The sequence below is a fragment of the Mesorhizobium sp. M1399 genome (assembly GCF_040317735.1).
Classification (GTDB): Bacteria; Pseudomonadota; Alphaproteobacteria; order Rhizobiales; family Rhizobiaceae; genus Mesorhizobium.
In genome coordinates this window covers 227,125-251,030 of record NZ_JAMYKZ010000002.1, presented here as the reverse complement: position 1 = coordinate 251,030, position 23,906 = coordinate 227,125, and the positions used below count along the sequence as shown (strand labels likewise).

Sequence of the window (23,906 nt, the reverse complement as noted above, 5' to 3'; positions counted from 1 at the left end):
AGGAGAGTGCGCGCGGTTCCTTGCGAACGTCGAAAACGAGGTCTCGCGGCTTCCCATACGGACGCGGCAACGTTACGGTCGATCGATATGCTCCCTTCGAAATAATCCTTCCAAGATGACCCCGGGAAAACCGATGTTTGCAGGCAGAAAATTCGCGGCCTTCCTGTTCGATATGGACGGCACGATTCTCAATTCGATTGCCGCGGCGGAAAGGGTCTGGGCAGCCTGGGCGCACCGGCAAGGTCTTGACGTCGCTGCATTCCTGCCGACCATCCACGGCGTGCGGGCGATCGAGACCATCGGCCGGCTGGCGCTCCCAGGGATCGATCCTGCCCGCGAAGCCGATGCGCTTTTGCAGGCCGAAGCAGCCGACGTCGAAGGCATCCACCCGATTACCGGCGCCGCGGCATTCCTGGCGTCGCTGCCGCCCGGGAGCTGGGCGATCGCCACTTCGGCGCCCCGTGAACTCGCTCTGCTGCGCCTGCAGGCCGCCGGCATTCCGGCTCCCGCCGTGATCGTTGCGGCAGAGGATGTCTCCCGCGGCAAGCCGGCGCCCGACTGCTTCCGGCTGGCGGCCGAACGGCTCGGCGTCGACGTGCGCGATTGCCTCGTCTTCGAAGACGCACCGGCAGGCATAGCAGCAGCCGAGGCCGCGGGCGCCGCGGTCGTCGTGATCAGCGCCACGCACCGGCATCCGTTGGAGACGCCGCATGCCGCCATCGCCGGCTATGACGCGATCGGCGTCGCCGTCGATGCCAGCGGCTGGATTGCCATCGAAGCGGAGCGGGCCGCCCAGCCTGCTTAGCTGGTACCCTGCTTAGCCAGCACCCTGCCTGGGCTAAAAGTCGCTGGTCAGGCCCTTGACCTCCCAGTCGCCGTAGCGGCCGGGTTCCTTGCCGCCGCGCCCACCGATCTCCCTCGGCAGCGTGGCTTCCTTCTCGCGATATTGCTCCCGCCGGGCCTCGGCCTCGGCCAAGGCGCGCCGGGCTGCCGGCGTCAGTGGCTTGTGCGGCGAGCCGTTAGCATGCGTTTGGCTGGTTTTGTCGATCATGCGATCTTCCGCTAGATTGAAACAGGCCCCGATTGAAACGGGAACCGCTGTTTCCCATCATATAGCGATGGGCCCACAAGGATCGACCCCCTTGTTGGGCCAGAACGGAGCAGACGATGAACACCCTTCGCACCGCCATGCTTTTGGCCGCAATGACGGCCCTGTTCATGGGTGTCGGCTATCTGGTCGGCGGATCCGGCGGCATGATGATCGCCTTGCTGATCGCCGCCGGCACCAATTTGTTCAGCTATTGGAACGCCGACAAGATGGTGCTGTCGATGCACCGTGCGATCGAGGTCAACGAAAGCAACGCGCCCGAATATTACGCCATCGTGAAGGGTCTCGCGCAACGCGCCGGCCTGCCGATGCCGAGAACCTATCTCATCGACAATCCTCAGCCCAATGCCTTCGCCACCGGCCGCAATCCGCAAAATGCCGCTGTCGCCGCCAGCACCGGCCTGCTCGAGCAGCTCTCACATGAAGAAGTCGCGGCGGTGATGGCGCATGAGCTTGCCCATGTGCAGCACCGCGACACGCTGACCATGACGATCGTCGCGACCTTTGCCGGCGCAATTTCGATGCTCGGCAATTTCGCTTTCTTCTTCGGCGGCAACCGCGACAACAACAATTCCTTCGGCATCGTCGGCGTGCTGGTGGCGATGATCGTCGCGCCCCTGGCCGCCATGATCGTGCAGATGGCGGTGAGCCGCACCCGCGAATACGAGGCCGACCGGCGCGGGGCCGAAATCTGTGGACACCCGCTGTGGCTCGCCTCGGCACTTGACAAGATCGCGCGGGGCGCCGAACGCATCCGCAACCCGGATGCCGAGCGCAATCCGGCAACCGCCCATCTCTTCATCATCAATCCTCTTTCCGGCGAGCGCATGGACAGTTTGTTTTCCACTCACCCGAGCACAGAAAACCGCATCGCCGCATTGCAGAGGATCGCGAGCGAGATGGCCGGCGCAGCCGAAGCGGCCGCGACGCCAAAGCCGGCGCCGAAAGAGACCGGGCAGCAGCCGTCAGGTCCGTGGGACAGGGCCGCCCGGCCCGAGGGGCCGGTTGAGCCGGCCAAGCCGAGACCCAATCCCTGGGGACGCAATCCGACCGGACCCAAAGGTCCGTGGTCGTGAGCGCAGCACAACGCCGGCACGCAATTCCAGGTGATCGCGAGCACAATTCGGGCAGCGAGGCCGTAGCCGGTCTCGCCGCGCGCAAGGCAGCCGCGCGCCTGCTTGCCGCCGTCATCGACGCGAGGACGCCGCTCGACGGGCTGACCGACCATGAAAACGGCCATCCGCAATACAAGGCGCTCGACCTGCGCGACCGCGCCCTGGTACGCGCCATTCTGGTCACCGCCCTGCGCTACCGCATGACCATATCGGGCCTTTTGGCCCGCCGCCTGGAAAAGCCGCTGCCGCCCAACGCCACTGCGCTTTCGCACATCTTGCATGTAGCGGCGGCACAGATCCTGTTCCTCGATGTTCCCGACAGCGCCGCCGTCGACCTCGCCGTCACCCACGCCAAGTCCGATCCGCGCACGGCGCGCTTTTCCGGCCTCGTCAACGGCGTGCTGCGTACGCTGGCGCGGTCCAAGCAGGACGAGCTCGCGGCAGCACTTGCCGCCACCGACGAGGCGCCGAAATGGTTTTCCGACCGTTTGAAAACGGTCTACGGCCCCGACAAGGCCAGGCAGATACTGCTCGCCCATCGCCATGAGGCGCCGGTCGATTTCTCGGTCAAGTCGGACCCGGCGCTGTGGGCCGAACGGCTCGGCGGCTTCGTCTTGCCGACCGGCACGGTGCGGGTCGAAAAGCTCAGCGCTTCCGTGACCGAACTGCCCGGCTTTGGGGAAGGCGCCTGGTGGGTTCAGGATGCAGCGGCCAGCCTGCCGGCCCGGCTGTTGGGCGACATCAATGGTTTGCGAATCGCCGATCTCTGTGCCGCCCCCGGCGGCAAGACCGCCCAGTTGATCCTCGCCGGCGCCCATGTCACCGCGCTCGACATGTCCAGAACGCGGCTGGCACGGCTGACGCAGAACCTCGAAAGGCTCGGCTTGGCCGCGGAGATCGTCGAGGCCGATCTGCTCAAATACGAGCCGAAGAACCGCTTCGACGCCGTCCTCCTCGACGCACCTTGCTCTTCGACCGGCACGGTGCGGCGGCATCCCGACGTTCCCTGGACGAAGGCGGCGGCCGACGTCGAAAAATTGGCCGACCTGCAACGCCGGCTGCTTGCCCGCGCCATCACCCTGGTCAAGCCTGGCGGTCGCATCGTCTTTTCCAACTGTTCGCTCGATCCGCTGGAAGGCGAAGAGCTCTATCGCGACTTTCTCGCCGGCAATGCGGAGATCATCGACGACCCGCTTCGGCCGGGCGAGATCGCCGGCATCGACCCGTTCCTGACGCCGCAAGGCACGTTGCGCACCACGCCGGCCGATCTGGAGCTTGGCTCACCGGCGCGTTCCGGGCTGGACGGTTTCTTTGCCGCCCGCATGCGCAGAGCGGCTAAGGGCCGATCTTGAAGCGCCATCCGACTTCTTGGGGCGAGGAGGCATGGAAAACAGGCTGAACGGCCCCACTGCCGCGGAATTCGCCTTCGCACAAGTTCTTGAATCATATAAACTTGTGCTTGGGTGAGGACGATCAGGAGGGGTTTTGGCAATCGCTGCCGGTAACACGACGCGTCTGTGGACGCTTGTCGCGAGGGAGTTCTGGCGCAAGACGCGCCGGCGCTTGCGTGCCGGGCCACTCTATCGCTGGCGCTACTCCGGCCGCACGCCGGAGCGCGTCCTGATTGCCCCGCCGGACCTGCGACTCGCCGATCCTCAGATCGCACTCGAGATCTACTACGGCCGCTATCCGCTTTCGGGGCATCTGGTCGAGACCGGCGGCAAATCGCCCTTCCAGATCGACGTGCCCAATCCCGGCTGGCAAAAGACGCTGCACGGCTTTCGCTGGCTGCGCCATATGCGTGCCGCGGGTACGGAGCTCGCCGCCGCCAACGCGCGGGCGTTGGTTTCCGACTGGATTGCAATCCATGGCAGCCATATTTCCGGCGTCGCCTGGGAGCCCGGCACGACGGCCAAGCGTGTCATTGCCTGGCTGCAGCATTCCTCGATCGTGTTGCAGGGCGCCGAGTTTCCGTTCTACCGTGCGTTCCTGAAATCGCTTGCCGTCCAGATCCGCTATCTGCGCGCCATGGTGCGCGAGATGCCGGACGGCAAGGACAGGCTGCGCGCCCGCATTGCGCTGGCCTTTGCCGCTTTGTCGCTGCCGGCGCCGGCCTCGGCGCTGCGCGGTGCCACCCGCAATCTCGCCGAGGAGCTCGACCGCCAGATCCTGCCTGACGGCGGCCATATCTCGCGTAATCCGATGACCGTGCTTGAAATCCTCGCCGACCTTCTGCCATTGCGCCAGACATACGCCAATCAGGCCGAGACACCGCCGGCCGCCCTGATCGGCGCCATCGACCGGATGCTGCCGGCACTGCGCTTCTTTCGCCATCAGGATGGCAGCCTTGCCCGCTTCAACGGCATGGGCGCCACCATCCACGACCGCATCGCCAGCATCCTGCATCACGACGACACCGCCGGCGCACCACTGCTGCACGCGCCGCATTCGGGTTATGAGCGCCTGTCGATGGGTGGTGTCACGGTGATCGCCGATACCGGCCCGCCGCCGCCCGTCGACGTGTCCAATGCCGCTCACGCCGGATGCCTCGCCTTCGAATTGTCGTCGGGCCGCCAGCATTATATCGTCAATGCCGGCATAGACACCTATGGTGCCGCCGAGTTCCGGCCGCTTGCCCGCGCCACCGCCGCCCACTCCACCGCTACCATCAACGACACGTCGTCGGCGCGCTTCAACCACTCCTTGCGCGTCAACGACCTGCTCGGCACGCCTTTGATAGGCGGGCCGCAGCATGTGCCTTGCAAGCGCACCGACCAGAAGGGCAGCCAGGGCTTCATCGCCCGCCATGACGGCTATGTGGCGCGCTTCGGCTTCCTGCATGAGCGCGAGCTGAAATTGTCGACCGAGGGCAATGTGCTTGCCGGCAGGGACCGCTTCCTGCGGCCGGGCGGCGCTTCTATCCGCAACAATGGCCGTGATTTCGTTACAGTGCGTTTCCATGTCCATCCCGACATAAACGTGCTCCAGGATGAGCATGACCGTCTGGTGCTGACCGCCGACCACGCCGATACCTGGGTGTTTACCTCCACCGAAGTGGCACCCGAGGTCGAGGAATCGATCTATTTCGCCGGGCTCGGCGGTCCACGCCGCAGCCGCCAGATCGTGCTTGCCTTCAAGGCCTCGGAGATTCCCGAGGTCCATTGGCAATTAACGCGGACAATTATCGCCGGCCGTCAAGAAAAAACTGATGCCGGTGGCAACGGCAGACACTGATCAAGCCTTGCGGCTTGATTTCCGGGCCTCATATGCTACGGCCCGCGGACGCTCTCCAACCACACGTGGAAAGGCCGCCAGCCCATGGCCGTCGCCGCCAAGAATATTCCCGCGCCCGACCTTGTACCCATCCGTCGCGCGCTGCTCTCCGTCTTCGACAAGACCGGCCTGATCGATTTCGCCAGGGCGCTGGCTTCGGCCGGCGTCGAGCTGGTCTCGACCGGCGGCACCGCAAAGGCCCTCGCCGATGCGGGCATGGCGGTGCGCGACGTATCCGAGCTCACCGGCTTTCCCGAGATCATGGACGGGCGCGTCAAGACGCTGCACCCGTCGGTGCATGGTGCACTGCTCGGCGTGCGCGACGATCCAGAGCACGCCGCGGCGATGCGCGACCACGGCATTGAGCCGATCGATCTCGTCGTCTCCAATCTCTATCCATTCGAGGAGGTGCGCCGCTCCGGCGCCGACTACGCCGCGATCGTCGAAAACATCGACATCGGCGGCCCGGCGATGATCCGTGCCTCGGCCAAGAACCACGCATACGTCGGCATCGTCACCGACCCTGACGACTATGCCTCGGTGCTCAACGCGCTGGAGATGAATTTCGGCTCGTTGTCGCTGGATTTCCGCAAGAAGTTGGCAGCCAAGGCCTTTGCCCGCACCGCCAGCTACGATGCGGCGATCTCGGGATGGTTCGCCGAGGCGCTGGAGATCGAGCATCCGACATGGCGCGCCTTCGGCGGCAGGCTGCAGTCGGTGATGCGCTACGGCGAAAACCCGCATCAGGGCGCCGGCTTCTATGTCAACGGCGACAGGCGGCCGGGCGTCGCCACGGCACGCCAGCTTCAGGGCAAGCAGCTTTCCTACAACAACATCAACGATACCGACGCCGCCTTCGAGCTGGTCGGCGAGTTCGATCCGACCCGCTCCGCAGCGGTAGCCATCATCAAGCACGCCAACCCGTGCGGCGTCGCCGAAGGCGCTTCGCTGCAAGCGGCCTATGCCAAGGCGCTGGCCTGCGACCCGGTCTCGGCCTACGGCGGCATCGTCGCCATGAACCGTATCCTCGATGCCGCAGCCGCCGAAGAGATCGTCAAGACCTTTACCGAAGTGATCATCGCACCGGAGGCGTCCGATGGTGCAATCCGCATCATTGGCGTCAAGAAGAATCTACGCCTGCTGGTCACCGGCGGCCTGCCCGACCCGCGCGCGGCGGGCCTTGGCTTGAAATCGGTTGCTGGCGGCTTGCTCGTCCAGGGCCGCGACAATGCGGTGGTGGATGACCTCGAGCTGAAGGTGGTGACCCGGCGCGCTCCGACGCCGGCCGAAATGGCCAATCTGAAATTCGCCTTTCGCGTGGCAAAGCACGTCAAGTCGAACGCGATCGTCTATGCCAGGGACGGCGCCACCGTCGGCATCGGCGCCGGCCAGATGAGCCGTGTCGATTCCTCGCGCATCGCCGCGCGCAAGGCGCTCGACGCGGCCGACGCTGCCGGTCTGACGGAGCCTTTGACCAAGGGCTCGGTCGTCGCCTCGGATGCCTTTTTCCCGTTCGCGGATGGGCTTTTGTCGGCAATCGAAGCCGGCGCCACCGCCGTCATCCAGCCCGGCGGCTCGATGCGCGACGACGACGTCATCGCCGCCGCCGACGCTCACGGCATTGCCATGGTCTTCACCGGAGTGAGGCACTTCCGGCATTGAACTCCCTCCCCCTGTGGGAGAAGGGAAGAGCAGCTCACTCCGCCGGCCGATCCGCCGGATAGGGCGTGCCGATCAGGATCGCCATGCCTGCGCCGAGGAACAGCACGATCGCCGCCATTCCGAGCCGCGCCGAGCCGCTGGCCAGGGTGATCGTGGCCACCATGAAGGGCGCTGCAAAACTTGTTGCCCGACCGGCCAGCGCATAGATGCCGAAATAGCGGCCGGATTCGGCTGCGGAGACGCTGCGCGCCATGTAGGAGCGCGACGATGCCTGCACCGGCCCGAAGGCAAGCCCGATCAGCAGGCCGTAGAAAATGTAGGCCTTTTCCGCCGCCGTGCCGAACAATCCGCCACCGTCCAGTCCGGGCATCACCCAGGCGCCGAACAGCGTATAGCCCGGGCCGGTCGAGACGATGCCGATCGTGGCAATGCTCAGCATGACCAGCGAAATCATCACGATGGTCTTGGAACCCAGTGCAGTGTCGAGGCGTGCGGCAACCAGGCAGCCGACGATGGCAACGACGTTGAGGATGATGCCGAACAGGCCGATCTCGGTGATCGACCAATGGAACATCGCCGCCGCAAACGTTCCGCCCAGCGCCAGCAGCGCGTTGACGCCGTCCTGATAGATCATGCGGGCGACGAGAAAGCGAAAAATACCGCTGCGCTTGCTTACTTCGGCTAGCGTCGACTTCAGTTCCGACAGGCCCTCGCGCACCGCCGGCCCGATTGGAATGCCTTTGATCGCATCAGGCGTGAAAAAGAACATCGGCAGGATGAACAGGAAATACCAGGCCGCCGACAACGGTCCGGTGGCGCGCGCGTCCTCGCCGAGCCTGGGGTCAAGGCCGAAGATCGGGTCGAGCCCGACGACGGTCTTGCCGGTTTCAGGCGAGCCGGCCATGACGGTAACGACGAAGATTAGCGCGATCATGCCACCGAGATAGCCGAGCCCCCAAGCCATGTTCGAGATCCTGCCGATGTCGCTCTTCGGCACCAGGCGCGGCATCATCGAGTCATTGAACACGGTCGAGAATTCAGCCGCGACCGATGCCAGCGAGAACAACGCCACGACCAGAAAAAGGTTGGAGCCGGGCGCGGCGAACCACAGCAAGGTGAGGCTGGTGATCTTGACCGCGGCGAAGAAGGCTATCCACGGTTTGCGTGGTCCGGTCTGATCGGCGATCGAGCCGAGGATCGGCGACAAAACGGCGATGACGAGGCCGGCGGCGGCGATGCCGTAGCCCCAGGCCGCTTGCCCCGTCTCGGGATTGCTGGCCATTCGCGAGACGAAATAAGGACCGAAGATGAAGGTGGTGACGACCGTGAAGAACGGCTGGGCCGCCCAGTCGAACAGCATCCATCCCCAGATGCCGCGTCCCGACGCACGCTGCACTGCCACCTCAGCCATGTCCCCTCCGCTGGAGCTCTCCATGCCGATCGAATCGGCATGATGCTCCGTCTTCTTGTTGAGCACGATCTTGTCCAAAAGCCGATCGTTACGTTCGCGATCATGCTCCGGGCGCCCCAACGCCGCGCGCCGTTCGCTCTATAGCGCAGTTCTTCCCGGCAATCCCGCGCGATGTGGAAGACTTCTCACAGCGCCGTCAGATCACTCATCAGGCCGGACGCCACCGACAGCCGGGACACGGTGATGTCGCCGCCCTCGGTCAGCGCCTGCAGCCGCTCGCGGATGCGTCCGACCCGTTCGCCGCCGGACTCCAACCATCCAGTCACCGGATCCGCCGCCTCGGCATGGCCGGTGAGTGCCGCCACGGCGATGCCGCGCCTGGCCGCCCCAATCGTGTCGGTGGCGCGGGAAAGGGCCAGCTGATCGTAATAATCCGAGGGCGTGATCGAGCGCGCCGCGTCCTCGACGCGCGGGATGCGGAAGACATCGCTGACTGCAAAGAACGCCTTGGCGGCAGCGACGATGCTGGCATTTGCCGTCCGCGCCGTCAGCGCAATGTCGGGGATGAGCTCCGCCACATCGGTCAACGCCAGTTGCTCGGCAAGACTCTCCGGCGCGCCGCCCTTCGACAGGCCGTGCCGCCGCTCCTCGATCCGCTCGCGAGAGAAGGCCGGCAGCAGCGACACGAGCTTCGGCTCCAACGCCTTGCGCGCATCCTGCAATTCGGTGATCCGCTGCCCGAGCGGCGCGGTGCCGGCATCGTTCTTCAGGTACCAGCCGCTGGTCACATAGATCAGCCGGCTGACCGCCTGATAGAGGTCGAGCTGGATCTGTCCGTCGATCTGGTTGTCGAGCGCGTCGATCTGCCGGTAGAGCGCCGGCAGCGCAAAGCCATCCCGCACCACGGCGAAGGTGCGCACGACATCGGCGGCACTGCGGCCAGTCGCTTCCTGCAGCCTGTTGACGAAGGACGGGCCGCCGCGATTGACCAGATCATTGGCGACGACACGGGCGATGATCTCGCGGCGCAGCCGATGGCCGTGGATTTCTCCCGCATATTTCTTCGCCATGCGATCGGGGAAATAGCCCATCAGATCACGGTCGAAATGCGGATCGTCCGGCACGTCGCTGGCGACGATATCGGAAAACAGCACGATCTTGGCATAGGCGAGCAGCACGCCGAGCTCGGCCCGGGTCAGCGGCTCACCGCGCGTCTCGCGCTCGGCAAAGGCCGCCGGCGACGGCAGCGCCTCGACGGCACGGTCGAGCAGTCCGCGCGCCTCCAGCGCCGCCATGAAGCGGCTCTGATGGGCGATGTCGGCGAGCCCGCGCTTACGGGCAAGGGACAGCGCCAGCGTCTGCTGGTAATTGTTGGACAGCACCAGGGCGCTGACCTCATCGGTCATCTCGGCCAGCAATTTGTTGCGCGCCGGCCGGGTCAGCGATCCCTTGCGCATGGCGGAAGCCAGCGCGATCTTGATGTTGACCTCGACGTCGGAGCAATTCACGCCGCCCGAATTGTCGATCGCATCTGAGTTGCAGCGGCCGCCATTCAATCCGAATTCGATGCGCGCCCGCTGCGTGACGCCGAGATTGGCCCCCTCACCGATGACCTTGGCACGCAGGTCGAGCGCGGTGATGCGGATCGCGTCATTGGCACGGTCGCCGACGTCCTGGTTGGTCTCGCCCGATGCCCTGACATAGGTGCCGATGCCGCCAAACCACAAAAGGTCTGCCGGCGCCTTGAGAATGGCACTCATGATCTCGACTGGCGTGGCCGTTGTCTTGCCGAGGCCGATCGCCGCAGCCGCGGGCGCCGGCAAGGTGATCGACTTCTGGCTGCGCGAGACGATGATGCCGCCCTCCGACAGCTTCGTCTTGTCGTAATCCTGCCAGCTTGAACGGGCGAGAGCGAACATACGCCGGCGCTCGGCCATCGAAGCCGCCATGTCGGGATCGGGATCGATGAAGATGTCGCGATGATCAAAGGCGGCGATCAGCCGGGTCTGCTCCGACAGCAGCATGCCGTTGCCGAACACGTCGCCCGACATGTCGCCGACGCCGACGACAGTGAACGGCGTGGTTTGGATGTCGCGGTTCATCTCGCGGAAATGCCGCTTGACTGCTTCCCAGGCGCCCTTCGCGGTGATGCCCATCTTCTTGTGGTCGTATCCGGCCGAACCGCCGCTGGCGAAAGCGTCGTCGAGCCAGAAGCCGTGCCTTTCGCTTATGGCGTTGGCGGTGTCCGAGAAGGTCGCCGTTCCCTTGTCCGCGGCGACGACGAAATACGGATCATCCTGATCGCGCCGCACCACGCCGGCTGGCGGGATGACGCCGTCCAGGCCGATATTGTCGGTGATCGACAACAGGCTGGAAACGTAATTCTTGTAGGCGGCCGTGCCGGCCTCGAAAATGGCGTCGCGCCCGGCGCTCATCGGCAGCTTTTTCGGGTAGAAGCCGCCCTTGGCGCCAACCGGCACGATCACCGCATTCTTGACCTGCTGTGCCTTGACCAGGCCAAGCACCTCGGTGCGATAGTCCTGCGCACGGTCCGACCAGCGCAGGCCGCCGCGCGCGACCGGGCCGAAGCGCAGATGCACGCCCTCGACCTCGGAGCCATAGACGAAGATCTCGCGCCATGGCCGCGGCGCCGGCAGCCCGTCGACCGATTGCGAATCGAGCTTGATCGCCAGTGATTGGCCCTTCTCTTTCGTATCGGCAACGAAATGATTGGTGCGCAGCGAGGCTTCGATCAGGTTCAGATAACGTCGGATGATGGTGTCGTCGTCGATGTTGGGAACGTCTTCCAGCGCATCCGTGATCTTGGCCTTCAGATGTTTGGCCTGAACGACGCCTTCCGTCTCATCCGTCGGGCCGAGGCGGGCGACGAACAGCGCATGCAGTCCGCGGGCGATCTCGGGATAGCGGTTGAGTGCGGCGGCGATGAAATCCTGGCTCTGCGGGATACCGGCCTGCTGCAGATAGCGGCCATAGGCGCGCAGGACGGTGATCTCGCCCGACCACAGGCCTGCGGTCTGGGCGAGGCCGTTATAGCCGTCATTGTCGACATTGCCGCGCCAGACGGAAAGGAACGCGTCCTCGAACAGCGCGCCGCCATTGCCGAGGTCGATCGGCCTGCCGTAGCTGTTCTCAAGTTCCATGTCGTGGATGAAGACCATGCCGGATTGATTGTCGCCGACCTCGAAAGTACGCTCGCTGATGACGCGGAAACCGATGTTTTCCAGCACGGGCACGCGCCGCGACAGCGCCACCGGGCTGCCATGGTGATAGATTTTCAGCGCCGCCTGATGCGGCTTCTGGTCGGCGTGACGGTAATAGTCGATGGCGATCGGATTTGACGCATCGAGCCTGGCGATGCGCCCGGCATCGGCCAGCGCCACGGCCGGCGGGAAACTGTCGCGATAACTTTCCGAAAAGCGCGAGGCGATGGCCGTTAGCTTCGCGTCGGCCCCGGTCTCGGTCGCGGTCTCGCGCAGTGCATCGTCCCAGGTCCGTACGATGTCGCGAATCGCCGCCTCGATCGTCGCCTGCTCGACCTTCGGCGTCTTGCCGCCGGAGCGGCCGATGATGAAGTGGACGCGCGCCAGCCCGCCTTCCGGGAAGGCCGGATAATAGGCCGACAGCCGGCCTTCGAAGACGGTCTTCAGATAGGTGCCGATCTTCTCGCGCACGACGCTGTCGTAGCGGTCGCGCGGCACGAAGACGAGCACGGAGACGAAGCGGTCGAACTGGTCGACACGCACCAATGCCCTGACGCGCGGCCGCTCGATCAATCCCAGTATGGCTTCGGCATGCTTGCGCAGGATCGGCACCGGAACCTGGAACAACTCGTCGCGCGGATAGCTCTCCAGCACGTTGATCAATGCCTTGCCGGAGTGGTCGCCGGGATTGAAGCCGGATTTGGCAATGACGGTTTCGGCCTTCGAGCGCAGATAGGGGATTTTCATCACCGAGCGCGTATAAGCAGTCGAGGTGAACAGTCCGACGATGCGCAGCTCGCCCGAAAGCACGCCTTTGCCGGTGTAGGTCTTGACGCCGATGTAGTCGAGGTAGATGCGGCGGTGCACCGATGACTTGGCGTTGGCCTTGGTGACGATCAGCGGTTCCGGCCCATGCAGGAAGGCGCGGATTTCCGGCGTCGTGCTCACCGCTTCGGTGCCACGCCTGAGCACCAGCACGTCGGGATCGGAAAGGATGCCGAGGCCGGGCTTTTCGGCACGCTCGAGCATGCCGCTCTTCTCGCCGCCGGTGTATTTGAATTCACGCATGCCTAGAAAGGTGAAATTGTCGTCGCGCAGCCATTCGAGGAAGGCGATCGCCTCGGTGACATGGGCCTTGTCGAGCGGCACCGGCGAGTAGCGGAATTCCGAGATCGCCTGGTCGAGGCGGGCAAGCATCGGCTTCCAGTCGATGACGGCGGCGCGCACCTGACCGAGCAGCTTCGTCAGGCGTGCGGAAAGGCCTTCGGCCTGCTCGGCCGAAAGGCGGCCGATATGGACATGGATGACGCTCAGCCGGTCATGGCTGTGCTCGCCCTTGGCATAACCGCCATCGCCGAGGATTTCCTCGACGCCGTTCTTGCCGTGCCTGACCACGATGACCGGGTGGGTAACCAGCAGCGGCTCGCCGGCGCTCTCTGTAATCTCACCGAGGACGGAATCGAACAGGAACGGCATGTTGTCGTTGACGACGGTGATCACCGTCATCGGCCGGCCTTGGCGGACGACACCGGAATCGACGTCTATGGCAACGACGCAGTCGTCCTTCTTGTGCCGGGCGACAGCGCGGCCGGCGAGTTCGGCAGCGCGTTCGAGATCGATGACGTCGTAGGCGGCGACATCTTCGGCCGGAGCTCGGGCCAGCAAGTAGTCGGCAAGCCTGCCGGGCTTTTCGCTGCCCTTGGCCGGACTCATCTTTTTCAGCTGGCTTGCGGATTTCAGGCCGGCCATGAGCTAATTCCCTCCCGTCATGTTTTTACAACTATCGTAGCAGATGACGGGTATTTGGCGACAAAGGTTTGACGGCTTGCGACGAAATGTCGGAATTCACCGGCAGCCTGGCGGAAAACGAGGAGAAATCCCCTATGACAGACAAAATCACCGCGCTTGACCTCGCACCGGCGGAGCTGAGCGAAGCGACCAACGCCTATTTCGCCAAATGCCGGGAGAAGCTCGGCCTCGTTCCCAATGTGCTGCTCGCCTACGCCTTCGACGAGAAGAAGCTGCGCGCTTTCACCGACATGTACAATGATTTGATGCTGGGTGAATCCGGCCTGTCGAAGCTGGAGCGAGAGATGATCGCGGTGGTCGTCTCATCGGTCAACCATTGCTATTATTGCCTGGTTGCACATGGCGCGGCCGTGCGCCAGCTTTCCGGCGACCCGGCCTTCGGCGAGATGATGGTGATGAATTTTCGCGCCGCCGAGCTGTCAGACAGGCAGCGCGCCATGCTCGAATTCGCGGTGAAGCTGACCGAGCAGCCGGCAAAGATCGTCGCAGCCGACCGGGCGGCGCTGCGGCAAGTGGGCTTTTCCGACCGCGACATCTGGGATATCGCCTCGACTGCCGCGTTCTTCAACATGTCGAACCGGCTGGCATCGGCGATCGATATGCGGCCGAACGATGAATATCACGCGATGGCGCGATAGGGCACCGCGGTCGTATATATTAGCTACATCGCATTCTCGTTGCTTGTTTGCCGGTTTGGTCCGATGATCGGCATGCGGCATGACCGCATGCCGGTTCGATGCCGCCGATCAAAGGAGGAGAACATGGCGAAATTTCTCTACGTCTATCACGGCTCGGGCAAGATGCCGACCGAGGAGGCCGAACGGAAGGCAGCGATGGATGCCTGGAACGGCTGGTACGGCAAGCTTGGCTCAGCCGTGGTCGACGGTGGCAATCCAGTCGGCATGTCGAAGACCCTGCTGCCCGGCGGCAAGGTCGAGAACAATGGCGGCAGCAATCCAACCGCCGGTTACACCATCATCGAAGCGAAAGACATCGACGATGCCGTCGGCAAAGCCCAGGATTGTCCTATCCTGACGGACCCGGGTTTCAGCGTCGAGATCGCACCGATAATTGAAATGGGTTGACGCGCCGGCTCAGGACCGCGCCGCGATCGCCGCCGCAGCGCCGGCCATGGTGCCGGCGCTGATGCGGTTGGCGATCTTCATCGCCCGCTTGCTCCTCAAGAGCTTGCGCGCCTGCGATGCGGCGAGCACCCATGTCAAATCGATGGCGACCAGCACCACGGCCATGGTCGCCGTCAGCTCGACCCAGCCGATCACGCGGACTGAACCGAGATCGATGATGGTCGGCAGCAGCGCCAGATAGAACATCATGATCTTGGGGTTGCCGAGCGTCACCGCCATGCCGGCAAAGAACAGTCTGACGGGCGAATCGTCGCGCGGCAGCGAGCCTTCTTTTGCCTCGACCGGTGCCGTCCACATCTTCCAGGCAAGCCAGGCGAGATAGACGACGCCAACCCATTTCACGACGACAAAGGCGAAGTGGAACGTCTGCGCCACCACGGCGAGGCCAAACACCGCCAGTGACAGCCAGATCGCTTCGCCAATCCACATGGCAAGCAGGAACGGAAACACGTCGCGAAACCCTTTTGCGATGACCCGCGCCACAAGTGCGGCAATCGACGGGCCCGGCGAGCCGGCGGCAACAAGCAGGGCGCCGGCAAAAATCAGAAGCGACGTGAAATGCATGACGCGGATCTCGTTAGAAACTTTTGGAGTCATTCAACATAACCCAACTGTTCCGACGACGGTAGCGTCTACCGAAAGAAGGCTTGTCGGCTGGGCACCTCGCGGCTAGAAATGTCGTCCCGACATCATTTCGAGCTTCACTTTGCCTACGTAACCGCCGGTCTCGCCAACTCCCCCAACACAGAGCAGGGCGTCGCAGTCGCGGCGCCTGTTTTCACATCATGTGTTCCTCAGGGTGGCGGTTCGAGACCGGTTTGGCACTGCTGAACCGCTGTCGCGCACAATCACCCGCGACGCTTATTTCCAACTGCCGCAGTCTCTCGCCACGCCGTGCCCGCAGGGGCATCTCGACATCGCCGATCTGACGAACTTCCCGACGGGAAGGGCTTTTCGGCATGCCTTCGATACTGCGTATCCGCTGGGCGATCGCGCCCAAGACCGCACCGCGACCTCACCTCAACTGCAATCGCTGCGGTGGCCTGAAAGCCTATCGCTGCAGCGGCAAATTCCGGGTCAATGCTAATGGCAAACGCATTGATGCCTGGTTGATCTACCGGTGCATCGATTGCGACAATTCCTGGAATTTCGGCATTCTGGAGCGCTGCAATCGCCGCGACATCGAGCCGGCCCTGCTGCAGGCGCTCGAATGCAACGATCCGGTCCTGGCGCGGCGCCATGCTTTCGATATTGCCGCATTGCGAAGCAGGATCGGGCGCGTCGAGGAATTTCCTGAAGCCGCCGTTCATAAGCAGGTGCTCGGGGACAGGCCGGAAAACACCGCCGGCCTCGAACTCCAGCTCGAGCTCGAAATGCCGACAGCGCTGCGGCTCGACCGGTTGCTCGCCAACGAACTCGGTATCTCGCGATCGCGGCTTCAGGTTTGGGAAGAGAAGCGATTGCTGGCCGTTGGTCCGGACGGGGCCAAAGCCTTGCGCAGGCCAGCCCGAGCGGGAACGGCGATCCGCATCGACCTGTCTAGTAATCCAGACCGGGGCTGCCGGCGGGTAAGATAGAGGGAGGAAGCACGCACGTGCTCCCTTCCTCATAATGGCTGAGAAAAGTGGCTTACGCCGCGCCGACCACTTTCGCCGACTTCTCGAAACGCTTGCGCTCGTTCGGGTCGAGATAGAGCTTGCGCAGGCGGATGGTTTTCGGCGTCACTTCGACCAGCTCGTCGTCCTGGATCCAGGCCAGCGCGCGTTCCAGCGTCATGCGGATCGGCGGCGTCAGCTTCACTGCCTCGTCCTTGCCGGCGGCGCGGATGTTCGTCAGCTTCTTGCCCTTGAGCACGTTGACTTCGAGGTCGTTGTCCCTGGAATGGATGCCGATGATCATGCCCTGATAGACCTTGACGCCGGGGTCGATGACCATCGGGCCGCGGTCTTCCAGGTTCCACATGGCATAGGCCACCGATTCACCCTGTTCGTTGGAGATCAGCACGCCGTTGGTGCGGCCCGGCAGCTCACCCTTGTAAGGCTCATAGGCATGGAACAGCCGGTTCATCACGGCGGTGCCGCGCGTGTCGGTCAGCAGTTCCGACTGGTAGCCGATCAGGCCGCGCGTCGGCGCGTGGAAAACGATGCGCTGGCGATTGCCGCCCGAAGGGCGCAGCTCGACCATCTCGGCCTTGCGCTCCGACATTTTTTGCACGACGACGCCGGCATGCTCCTCGTCAACGTCGATGACGACTTCCTCGACCGGCTCCAGCAATTCGCCGTTCTCGCCCTTCTGCATGACGACGCGCGGCCGCGACACGGCGATCTCAAAACCTTCGCGGCGCATCGTCTCGATCAGCACGGCCAGCTGCAATTCGCCGCGTCCGGAGACGAAGAACGAATCCTTGTCCGGCGATTCCTCGATCTTCAGCGCGACATTGCCTTCGGCCTCGCGCAGCAGGCGGTCCCGGATGACGCGGCTGGTCACCTTGTCGCCTTCGGTGCCCGCCAGCGGTGAATCGTTGACCAGGAACGACATCGTCACCGTCGGCGGATCGATAGGCTGCGCGTGCAGCGGCTCGGTCACCGACAGGTCGCAGAACGTGTCGGCGACGGTGCCTTTCGACAAGCCGGCGATGGCGACGATGTCGCCTGCCTGCGCTTCGTCGATGGGCTGGCGCTCGAGCCCGCGAAAAGCAAGGATCTTCGAGATGCGGCCGGTTTCGACCTGGGTGCCATCATGGTGCAGCACCTTGACCGCCTGGTTGGATTTCAGCGTGCCGGATTCGATACGGCCGGTGATGATGCGGCCGAGGAACGGATTGGCTTCCAGAATGGTGCCGATCATGCGGAACGGGCCAGGATGAACGGTCGGCGCCGGCACGTGCTTGATGACGAGGTCGAACAGCGGCGCCAGAGCCTGGTCCTTCGGACCTTCGGGGTTTTCGGAGACCCAGCCGTCACGGCCCGAACCGTAAAGGATCGGGAAGTCGAGTTGCTCGTCGGTCGCGTCAAGCGCGGCAAACAGGTCGAACACCTCGTTGACCACCTCGACGTGGCGAGCATCCGGCCGGTCGATCTTGTTGATGACGACGATCGGCTTCAGTCCGACCTTGAGCGCCTTGCCGACGACGAATTTGGTCTGCGGCATCGGCCCCTCGGCGGCGTCGACCAGCACGATGGCCGAATCCACCATCGACAGGATGCGCTCGACCTCACCGCCGAAGTCGGCGTGGCCGGGCGTGTCGACGATGTTGATGCGGGTGCCCTTCCAGTCGACCGAGGTCGCCTTGGCCAGGATGGTGATGCCGCGTTCCTTTTCGAGATCGTTCGAATCCATGGCGCGCTCGGCGACACGCTGGTTGTCGCGGAACGAGCCGGACTGTTTCAGGAGCTGATCGACGAGGGTGGTTTTTCCATGGTCGACGTGCGCGATGATCGCGATATTGCGGATTTTCATGTTTTGGTCTCGGGAGCGTTGCAGGCAGCAGGCCAAAAGGCGCTGCCTCTTTCGGTTGGGCGGCTCATACAGGGTTTTTCGCAATTGCGAAAGAGGAGGCGAGTCACCAAATAAAGTCACCAAATCTTAAATGTCTTGGTGTGAAGTGGAATTATTAACCAAGGCGGAACCTTTCATGGTCCGGGCAGTTCGAATTTCATGATCGACGCAGGCAGCAGACTCCGGCCGATTTTGGCATGTAGCGCACTCGCCGTCCTCCTCGCGGCAGGCGCGGCGCAGTCGGCCGCGTCGTTCAAGGAGACGCGGACTGCCCTGCCGTCCGACAAGCGGTCGGCGGAGCAGCTTTTTGCCGATGCTCCCGATGGCGTCGACCCGGTGGTGACCGGGCCAGTCAGCGCCGCCTTCAAGCAAAGGCAGCAAAATGCCGGATGCGACAGCGCCGTCTGGCCCAACATTCCCGTCGTCTGCTATCCCGATTGATACACGTCCTACCCTCGGGCTGGCCCGAGGATAATGGTGCAGTCGCTCACGCCGACCGCACCGGATCGAGCGTGACCTTGTAGAGTTCGCTGTCGTCGCGATCCATCAGCCGCACCGTCAGCTGCTCTGTAGCGCCATCGATATCGACAAGTCCGAAGAACTGCAGGCCGGCCGACGGCGGCAGGTTCTGACCCTGCTCGGCAGTCGGTGCCTTGATGAACTTCAGCTCCGGGCCGAAGGTCATGTCGAAACCATTCGGTCCGAACGTGCCTGAATGGATCGGACCCGAAACGAATTCCCAGAACGGATTGAAGTCCTGGAACTGCGCCTTGTCCGGATTGTAGTAATGCGCGGCCGTGTAATGCACGTCTGCGGTGAGCCAAACGGTATTGCTGATGCCCGCGTTCTTTATATAGCGAAGAAGGTCGGCAATTTCCAGCTCGCGCCCCTTGGCCGGGCCATTGTCGCCATTGCTGACTGCCTCGGCCCCGACCTTCTTGGTACCGTCATTCCAGACCACGAGGCCGAGCGGCATATCGGCGGCGATGATTTTCCACGTCGCGTTGGAATTTGCCAGCTCACGCTTCAACCACTTGATCTGCTGTTCGCCGAGGATGCGCGATTCAGGCGTCATCGTCTCCTGCATATCCGGACCGTTGGGGCCGCGGTAGGAACGCATGTCGAGGAAGAACACGTCGAGCAGCGGACCATAAGCGATTTTGCGGTAGACGCGGCCCGGCTCCGACGGTTCGTAGCGGATCGTCGTCATCTCGTGGAAGGCGCGCGCCGCACGTGCTGCCAGCACATGGATTGATTTTTCTGTGTAGCGGTCGTCGGCGCTCAGGTCCTTCGAGTCCGACCAGTTGTTAAGCACCTCATGGTCGTCCCACTGATAGAAAGTCGGGCAGATGGCACTGAGCGCAAGAACGTTCTTGTCCATCATGTTGTATTTCCACTGCGCCCGGTATTCGTCCAGCGTCTCGGCAACCTTGCGCTTTTCGTTGATCAGCACTGTGTTTTTCCACTTGCCGCCATTGGGCAGGTCGACTTCGTCCTTCATCGCACCATCGGCATAAATCGTATCGCCCGAATGCAGGAAGAAGTCGGGCGTGTGCTTGGCGATCGTGGCGTAGGTCTTCATGCCGGTCTCGTCTATGCCCCAGCCTTGGCCGGCGGTGTCGCCCGACCAGGCAAAGCGGATGTCACGCTTCGAGGCAGGTGCCGTGCGGAAGCGGCCGACGATCGGCTCGGAAACGGCGTTGATGTCGGCAAGATCGGCCGCGACCATGCGGTAGAAAATATCCTGGTCGGAGGCGAGATCGGTGAGCAGCCGCTTCACCGTATAGTCGCTGGCCGGCGAGGTATCGAGCGGCGCCAGGCGGACGGCATTGGCGAAACTTTCCGTCGACGACACTTCGAACATGACGCGCGACGGCCGGTCCGTGCGCGTCCAGACCATGCCGCTGGTCGCGTCGACGTCGCCGGACTGGATGCCATGGGTGAAGGCCGGGCGCTGATTGGCGCGCGAGTAATAGGGAAGGGCGAGACCCGAGGCGCCGACCAGGCCAACGGCGCTGGCCGACGTGACGAAAGCGCGCCGCGTCATTGAAATCTTGTTCATGGCTGTCTCCTGGATGGCGTTGAACGTCGCCGCCAAGCTCCAGCTTCAATGTTTCAGGCACATTTCGAAACGATGAAGGTTTTCTGACATCAACAAGCGGGAAGGCTGGACCGCTCGGCGGCGAAGCTGCTGATCTCCCCCCTTGCGGGTCCCTTGCGGGGGGAGATGGCCGGCAGGCCAGAGGGGGGCGCTGTCCCGCCGACGTACAAATCAGAAAGAAATCAGACGGAGCAGCGGAGTTTGGGCAGAACATTGCGTAAAGTCGGAGGCTGGCGAACCTTCGCGCCCCCTCTGCCCTGCCGGGCATCTCCCCCGCGAGGGGGAGATCGGCAATTTGGCCGACGGCATCTCTCCTGCAACGAGAAGCTATGCCGCCTGCGGTTCAGGATCGAACGCCGGGCGGCTGGTGTTGATCAGCAGCGAGATGCAGGCGGCGGCTATTGCCGTCATGCCGGCGATCAGGAAGGCAAGCTCGTAATTGCCCTGCAACTCACGCATAGTGCCACCGAAAAAGGCCGCTGTCGCTGCGCCGACTTGATGGCCGGCGACGATCCAGCCGAAGACGATCGGCCCGCTGCGGTCGCCGAACGCCTCGTTGGAAAGCCGCAGCGTCGGCGGCACTGTGGCGATCCAGTCCAGTCCGTAAAATACGGCGAAGATGATCAGGCTGGTCGCCGAGAAGCCGGAATAGGGCAGATAGATCAGCGACAGGCCGCGAATGCCGTAATAGATGCCGAGCAGCTTGCGCGGGTCGAAACGGTCGGTGAGCCAGCCCGACAGCGTCGTGCCAATAAGATCGAAGATACCCATCATCGAGAGCAGGCCCGCGGCCTGCACTTCGCCGATGCCCATATCGCCGCAAAAGGCGATCAGGTGCGTGCCGACCAACCCGTTGGTGGTGAAGCCGCAAACGAAGAAGGTGGCGAACAGGTACCAGAACACACGCGTACCGGCGGCGCGGCGCAACGTGCTCAGCGTATGCGCGAGGAAATTGCCTTGCGCGGCCGGCGGCGCGGGCGGCACATCGTCGAGCTCGGCGCCATAGCGGACCATGCCGATCGCGGCCGGACGCTCCGGTACCAGCATATAAACCAGCGGCACCAAGGCGGCGGTGGCCACGGCAATGGCAATGGCGACCGGCTTCCAGCCGCCGGACTGGGCGAGCGAGGCGAGCAGCGGCAGGAAGACCAGCAGCCCGGTGGCGCTGGACGCCGACATCAGTCCCATCACAAGGCCGCGATTGGTCTTGAACCAGCGGTTGACGATGGTCGCGCCGAGCACGGTGGCGACAGCGCCCGAACTGATGCCGGAAAACACGCCCCAGGTGAGGAGCAGATGCCACGGCTTGGTCATTAGCAGGCTGAGCGCGGTCGATCCCGACATCAAAAGCAGCGCGGCAAGCAAGGTGCGGCGCAGCCCGATCCGCTCCATCAGCGCCGCGGCAAACGGCCCGGTCAGGCCATAGAGGAAGATGCCGGTGGCCGCCGCCAGCGAGACGACGTCGCGCCGCCAGCCGAAACTATTCTCCAGCGGCAGCATCATGACTGCCGGCGCCGAACGCAGGCCCGCGGCGATCAGCAGGCAGAGGAAGATGACGGCGACCACGACGAAAGCGTAGCGCTGGCCAAACGGGCGGGATTGAGCTATCATGTTACTGACCGGTACGTTTCAGATGCGCGGAACATACGTACCGACCGGTAACATTGTCAACCAGGCATCGGCAAACCAGACATGAAAAGCATTGAACCAACGATCAAGGAGAATGGCGCACCGCTGCCTCGCGCCGCCGAACGGATCCTCCAGGTGGCGCGCGACCTGTTCTACCGGCAAGGCATCAGGGCGATCGGTGTCGACGAGATCGTACGGCGTGCCGGCGTCACCAAGCCAAGCCTCTACCGCAGCTTTCCGTCCAAGGATGAGTTGGCTGCATCCTATCTTCGGCACTATGACCTCGAATTCTGGGAGCGCTTCGACGAGGCGGTGAATGCCCATCCCGGCGATCCGCGCGCGCAGATCGTCGCCTTCCTGACGCGTGTCGGCAAGCGCACGCAAAGGCCCGACTATCGCGGCTGTGGCATGACCAATGCCGCGGTCGAATATCCCGAACACGGCCATCCGGCCCGCGTCGTGAGCGAGGCCAACAAGCAGGAATTGCGCCGGCGCTTGCGCACCATGGCGGCGGCGATGGGTGCCGGCGACGCCGACACGCTGGGTGACGGGCTGCTGCTCCTGATCGAGGGCGCCTATATCAGCGGTCAGTTGTTCGGTGCCGGCGGACCGGCGCAGTCGGTGGCCCGCAACGCCGACCTTCTGATCGAAGCAAGCTTGAGGAAATAGCGTTCCGTTTACCAGGTCACTGTGAGCAGCCTGACTTCGTCTAGGCTGCTGCTGAATTTGACGGTACGCTGCGGCAGCCCGAACGGAGTTGTCCGCCATGCGCGCTCTTTTGATCCCGCTTGCCCTCGCCGGTTTCTGCCAGGCGGCCCGGGCTGGCGACATATCCAGCGTCTATACCGATCTCGTCTGGGAGAAGGACTGCGTGACTTATGCCCAGGCGGAGGAAGGCGACGGCGACTGGGCCGACCTGGCCTGTTCGGGCTATGGCGGCTACCCGGTGATGGTTTCCTACGACGATGCGCGGGAATCGCTGTTCTACGGGTTTCCACCTGGCGACATGACCACGGTCTGGGAAAGCTTTTCCGGCCTCAACTCGGCTGGACCCAAAGTCGAGTGGCGTATCGAAACCAAGGGCGATATGGCCGTTCCTTTCGCAGTCATCCATCGTCGCTCGATCAGCGATAGCGAGGGCGAGAACAAGTCGACGGAAGTGCTGATCGTCGCCAAGGTTGCCCAGCCTGGCGCCTACGAAGGCTGCACGATCGCTCTTGTGCTCGCCACTGGCAATCCCGCCGCCAACGATCAGGCGCGCAAGCTTGCCGACGAGAAGGCACGCACCTTCGCCTGCGGCAAGGACAAGCGTGTGGTGATCGGCAACACGCCCGATTTCGGCCGCGTCGACAACTGACGATTTGCGCCCGTTAATTACTTGCGCTTGGCCCGCTCGATTGCCTCGACGATCATCTTCTTGGCATAGGCGGCATCGTACCAGCCCTCGATCTTGACCCATTTGCCGGGTTCGAGATCCTTGTAGTGCTCGAAAAAGTGCTGCACCTGCTGGCGGGTGATATCAGGCAGCTGCGTGTATTCGTGAACGTCCTCATAGCGCAAGGTCAGCTTGGGCGAAGGTACTGCGATGACCTTCTCGTCCTGGCCGGCATTGTCCTCCATCACCAGCACGCCGATCGGCCGCACATTGATGACGCAGCCCGGCACCAGCGCGCGTGTGTTGCAGACCAGCACGTCGATCGGGTCGCCGTCGCCCGACAGCGTGTGCGGTACGAAACCGTAATTGCCGGGATAGCGCATCGACGTGTGCAGGAAGCGGTCGACGAACAGCGTGCCGGCCTCCTTGTCCATCTCGTACTTGATCGGCTCACCGCCGATCGGCACCTCGATAATGACGTTGACGTCCTCGGGCGGGTTCTTTCCGCTGGCAATCGCTTCGATACGCATCGCTTTATCCCTCTCTCGATTGAAGATCG

19 protein-coding genes are annotated in these 23,906 nt (G+C 63.6%); 11 read left to right on the top strand and 8 right to left on the bottom strand.

Annotated features, from left to right (window positions below; translation table 11 throughout):
• Positions 1-133 precede the first annotated feature (133 nt).
• Positions 134-805, top strand: coding sequence for an HAD-IA family hydrolase (locus tag NKH05_RS03685; RefSeq protein WP_023719726.1), 672 nt, complete (start codon positions 134-136; stop codon positions 803-805).
• Between the two features lie 33 nt (positions 806-838).
• On the opposite strand, the gene NKH05_RS03680 is transcribed toward NKH05_RS03685, so the two are convergent.
• The gene (locus tag NKH05_RS03680; RefSeq protein WP_023719727.1) at positions 839-1,051 is read right to left on the bottom strand and encodes a DUF1674 domain-containing protein; all 213 of its coding nucleotides are present in this window, start codon (positions 1,049-1,051) and stop codon (positions 839-841) included.
• Between the two features lie 116 nt (positions 1,052-1,167).
• Between NKH05_RS03680 and htpX the strand changes: the two genes are divergently transcribed.
• From htpX to purH, 4 genes are all read left to right on the top strand, one after another.
• The gene (gene htpX / locus NKH05_RS03675; protein ID WP_352856419.1) at positions 1,168-2,184 is read left to right on the top strand and encodes a zinc metalloprotease HtpX; all 1,017 of its coding nucleotides are present in this window, start codon (positions 1,168-1,170) and stop codon (positions 2,182-2,184) included.
• Complete coding sequence (locus NKH05_RS03670) at positions 2,175-3,575, top strand: RsmB/NOP family class I SAM-dependent RNA methyltransferase (protein WP_353025042.1); 1,401 nt, start codon at positions 2,175-2,177, stop codon at positions 3,573-3,575. The genes htpX and NKH05_RS03670 overlap by 10 nt, the downstream gene beginning before the upstream one ends.
• Before the next feature lie 133 nt (positions 3,576-3,708).
• On the top strand, positions 3,709-5,457 hold the full coding sequence (locus NKH05_RS03665; protein WP_352494115.1) for a heparinase II/III family protein: 1,749 nt from the start codon (positions 3,709-3,711) through the stop codon (positions 5,455-5,457).
• 84 nt (positions 5,458-5,541) lie between these two features.
• Positions 5,542-7,158, top strand: a complete 1,617-nt coding sequence (gene purH, locus NKH05_RS03660) for a bifunctional phosphoribosylaminoimidazolecarboxamide formyltransferase/IMP cyclohydrolase (protein ID WP_352494114.1) — start codon at positions 5,542-5,544, stop codon at positions 7,156-7,158.
• A 34-nt stretch (positions 7,159-7,192) separates the two neighbouring features.
• Here purH and NKH05_RS03655 read toward each other — a convergent pair whose 3' ends face one another.
• The gene (locus tag NKH05_RS03655; RefSeq protein ID WP_352494236.1) at positions 7,193-8,569 is read right to left on the bottom strand and encodes an MFS transporter; all 1,377 of its coding nucleotides are present in this window, start codon (positions 8,567-8,569) and stop codon (positions 7,193-7,195) included.
• Between the two features lie 185 nt (positions 8,570-8,754).
• Positions 8,755-13,539 carry an NAD-glutamate dehydrogenase gene (locus tag NKH05_RS03650; protein WP_353025039.1) on the bottom strand — a complete coding sequence of 1,595 codons (4,785 nt, stop codon included), beginning with the start codon at positions 13,537-13,539 and terminating at the stop codon, positions 8,755-8,757.
• Positions 13,540-13,673: 134 nt separating this feature from the next.
• Between NKH05_RS03650 and NKH05_RS03645 the strand changes: the two genes are divergently transcribed.
• Positions 13,674-14,237 carry a peroxidase-related enzyme gene (locus NKH05_RS03645; RefSeq protein ID WP_023719735.1) on the top strand — a complete coding sequence of 188 codons (564 nt, stop codon included), beginning with the start codon at positions 13,674-13,676 and terminating at the stop codon, positions 14,235-14,237.
• Positions 14,238-14,360: 123 nt separating this feature from the next.
• Positions 14,361-14,684 carry a YciI family protein gene (locus NKH05_RS03640; protein WP_353025038.1) on the top strand — a complete coding sequence of 108 codons (324 nt, stop codon included), beginning with the start codon at positions 14,361-14,363 and terminating at the stop codon, positions 14,682-14,684.
• Between the two features lie 9 nt (positions 14,685-14,693).
• Here NKH05_RS03640 and NKH05_RS03635 read toward each other — a convergent pair whose 3' ends face one another.
• Entirely contained in the window at positions 14,694-15,308 is a 615-nt protein-coding gene (locus NKH05_RS03635) for a LysE family translocator (RefSeq protein WP_023719736.1), read from the bottom strand.
• Between the two features lie 395 nt (positions 15,309-15,703).
• Between NKH05_RS03635 and NKH05_RS03630 the strand changes: the two genes are divergently transcribed.
• Positions 15,704-16,321 carry a DUF1062 domain-containing protein gene (locus NKH05_RS03630; protein ID WP_353025036.1) on the top strand — a complete coding sequence of 206 codons (618 nt, stop codon included), beginning with the start codon at positions 15,704-15,706 and terminating at the stop codon, positions 16,319-16,321.
• A 52-nt stretch (positions 16,322-16,373) separates the two neighbouring features.
• Here NKH05_RS03630 and typA read toward each other — a convergent pair whose 3' ends face one another.
• Positions 16,374-18,203: a translational GTPase TypA gene (gene typA / locus NKH05_RS03625; RefSeq protein ID WP_023719738.1), complete on the bottom strand. Its 1,830-nt coding sequence runs from the start codon at positions 18,201-18,203 to the stop codon at positions 16,374-16,376.
• A 198-nt stretch (positions 18,204-18,401) separates the two neighbouring features.
• On the opposite strand from typA, the gene NKH05_RS03620 reads away from it, so the two are divergent.
• A complete protein-coding gene (locus tag NKH05_RS03620; RefSeq protein WP_023719739.1) occupies positions 18,402-18,683 on the top strand; it encodes a hypothetical protein in 282 nt (93 codons plus the stop codon).
• A 46-nt stretch (positions 18,684-18,729) separates the two neighbouring features.
• On the opposite strand, the gene NKH05_RS03615 is transcribed toward NKH05_RS03620, so the two are convergent.
• Together NKH05_RS03615 and NKH05_RS03610 are read right to left on the bottom strand one after the other, a co-directional pair.
• On the bottom strand, positions 18,730-20,304 hold the full coding sequence (locus NKH05_RS03615) for an alkaline phosphatase D family protein (protein WP_023719740.1): 1,575 nt from the start codon (positions 20,302-20,304) through the stop codon (positions 18,730-18,732).
• Between the two features lie 366 nt (positions 20,305-20,670).
• On the bottom strand, positions 20,671-21,954 hold the full coding sequence (locus NKH05_RS03610; RefSeq protein ID WP_031194621.1) for an MFS transporter: 1,284 nt from the start codon (positions 21,952-21,954) through the stop codon (positions 20,671-20,673).
• 81 nt (positions 21,955-22,035) lie between these two features.
• Here NKH05_RS03610 and NKH05_RS03605 point away from each other — a divergent pair, with 81 nt between their 5' ends.
• Both NKH05_RS03605 and NKH05_RS03600 read left to right on the top strand, forming a co-directional pair.
• Positions 22,036-22,641 carry a TetR/AcrR family transcriptional regulator gene (locus NKH05_RS03605; protein ID WP_031194622.1) on the top strand — a complete coding sequence of 202 codons (606 nt, stop codon included), beginning with the start codon at positions 22,036-22,038 and terminating at the stop codon, positions 22,639-22,641.
• Positions 22,642-22,738: 97 nt separating this feature from the next.
• Positions 22,739-23,329 (top strand): hypothetical protein, encoded by a 591-nt coding sequence (locus NKH05_RS03600; RefSeq protein ID WP_023721303.1) that lies wholly within the window; start codon positions 22,739-22,741, stop codon positions 23,327-23,329.
• Positions 23,330-23,346: 17 nt separating this feature from the next.
• On the opposite strand, the gene ppa is transcribed toward NKH05_RS03600, so the two are convergent.
• Entirely contained in the window at positions 23,347-23,877 is a 531-nt protein-coding gene (gene ppa / locus NKH05_RS03595; RefSeq protein WP_023721304.1) for an inorganic diphosphatase, read from the bottom strand.
• Between the last annotated feature and the right edge of the window lie 29 nt (positions 23,878-23,906).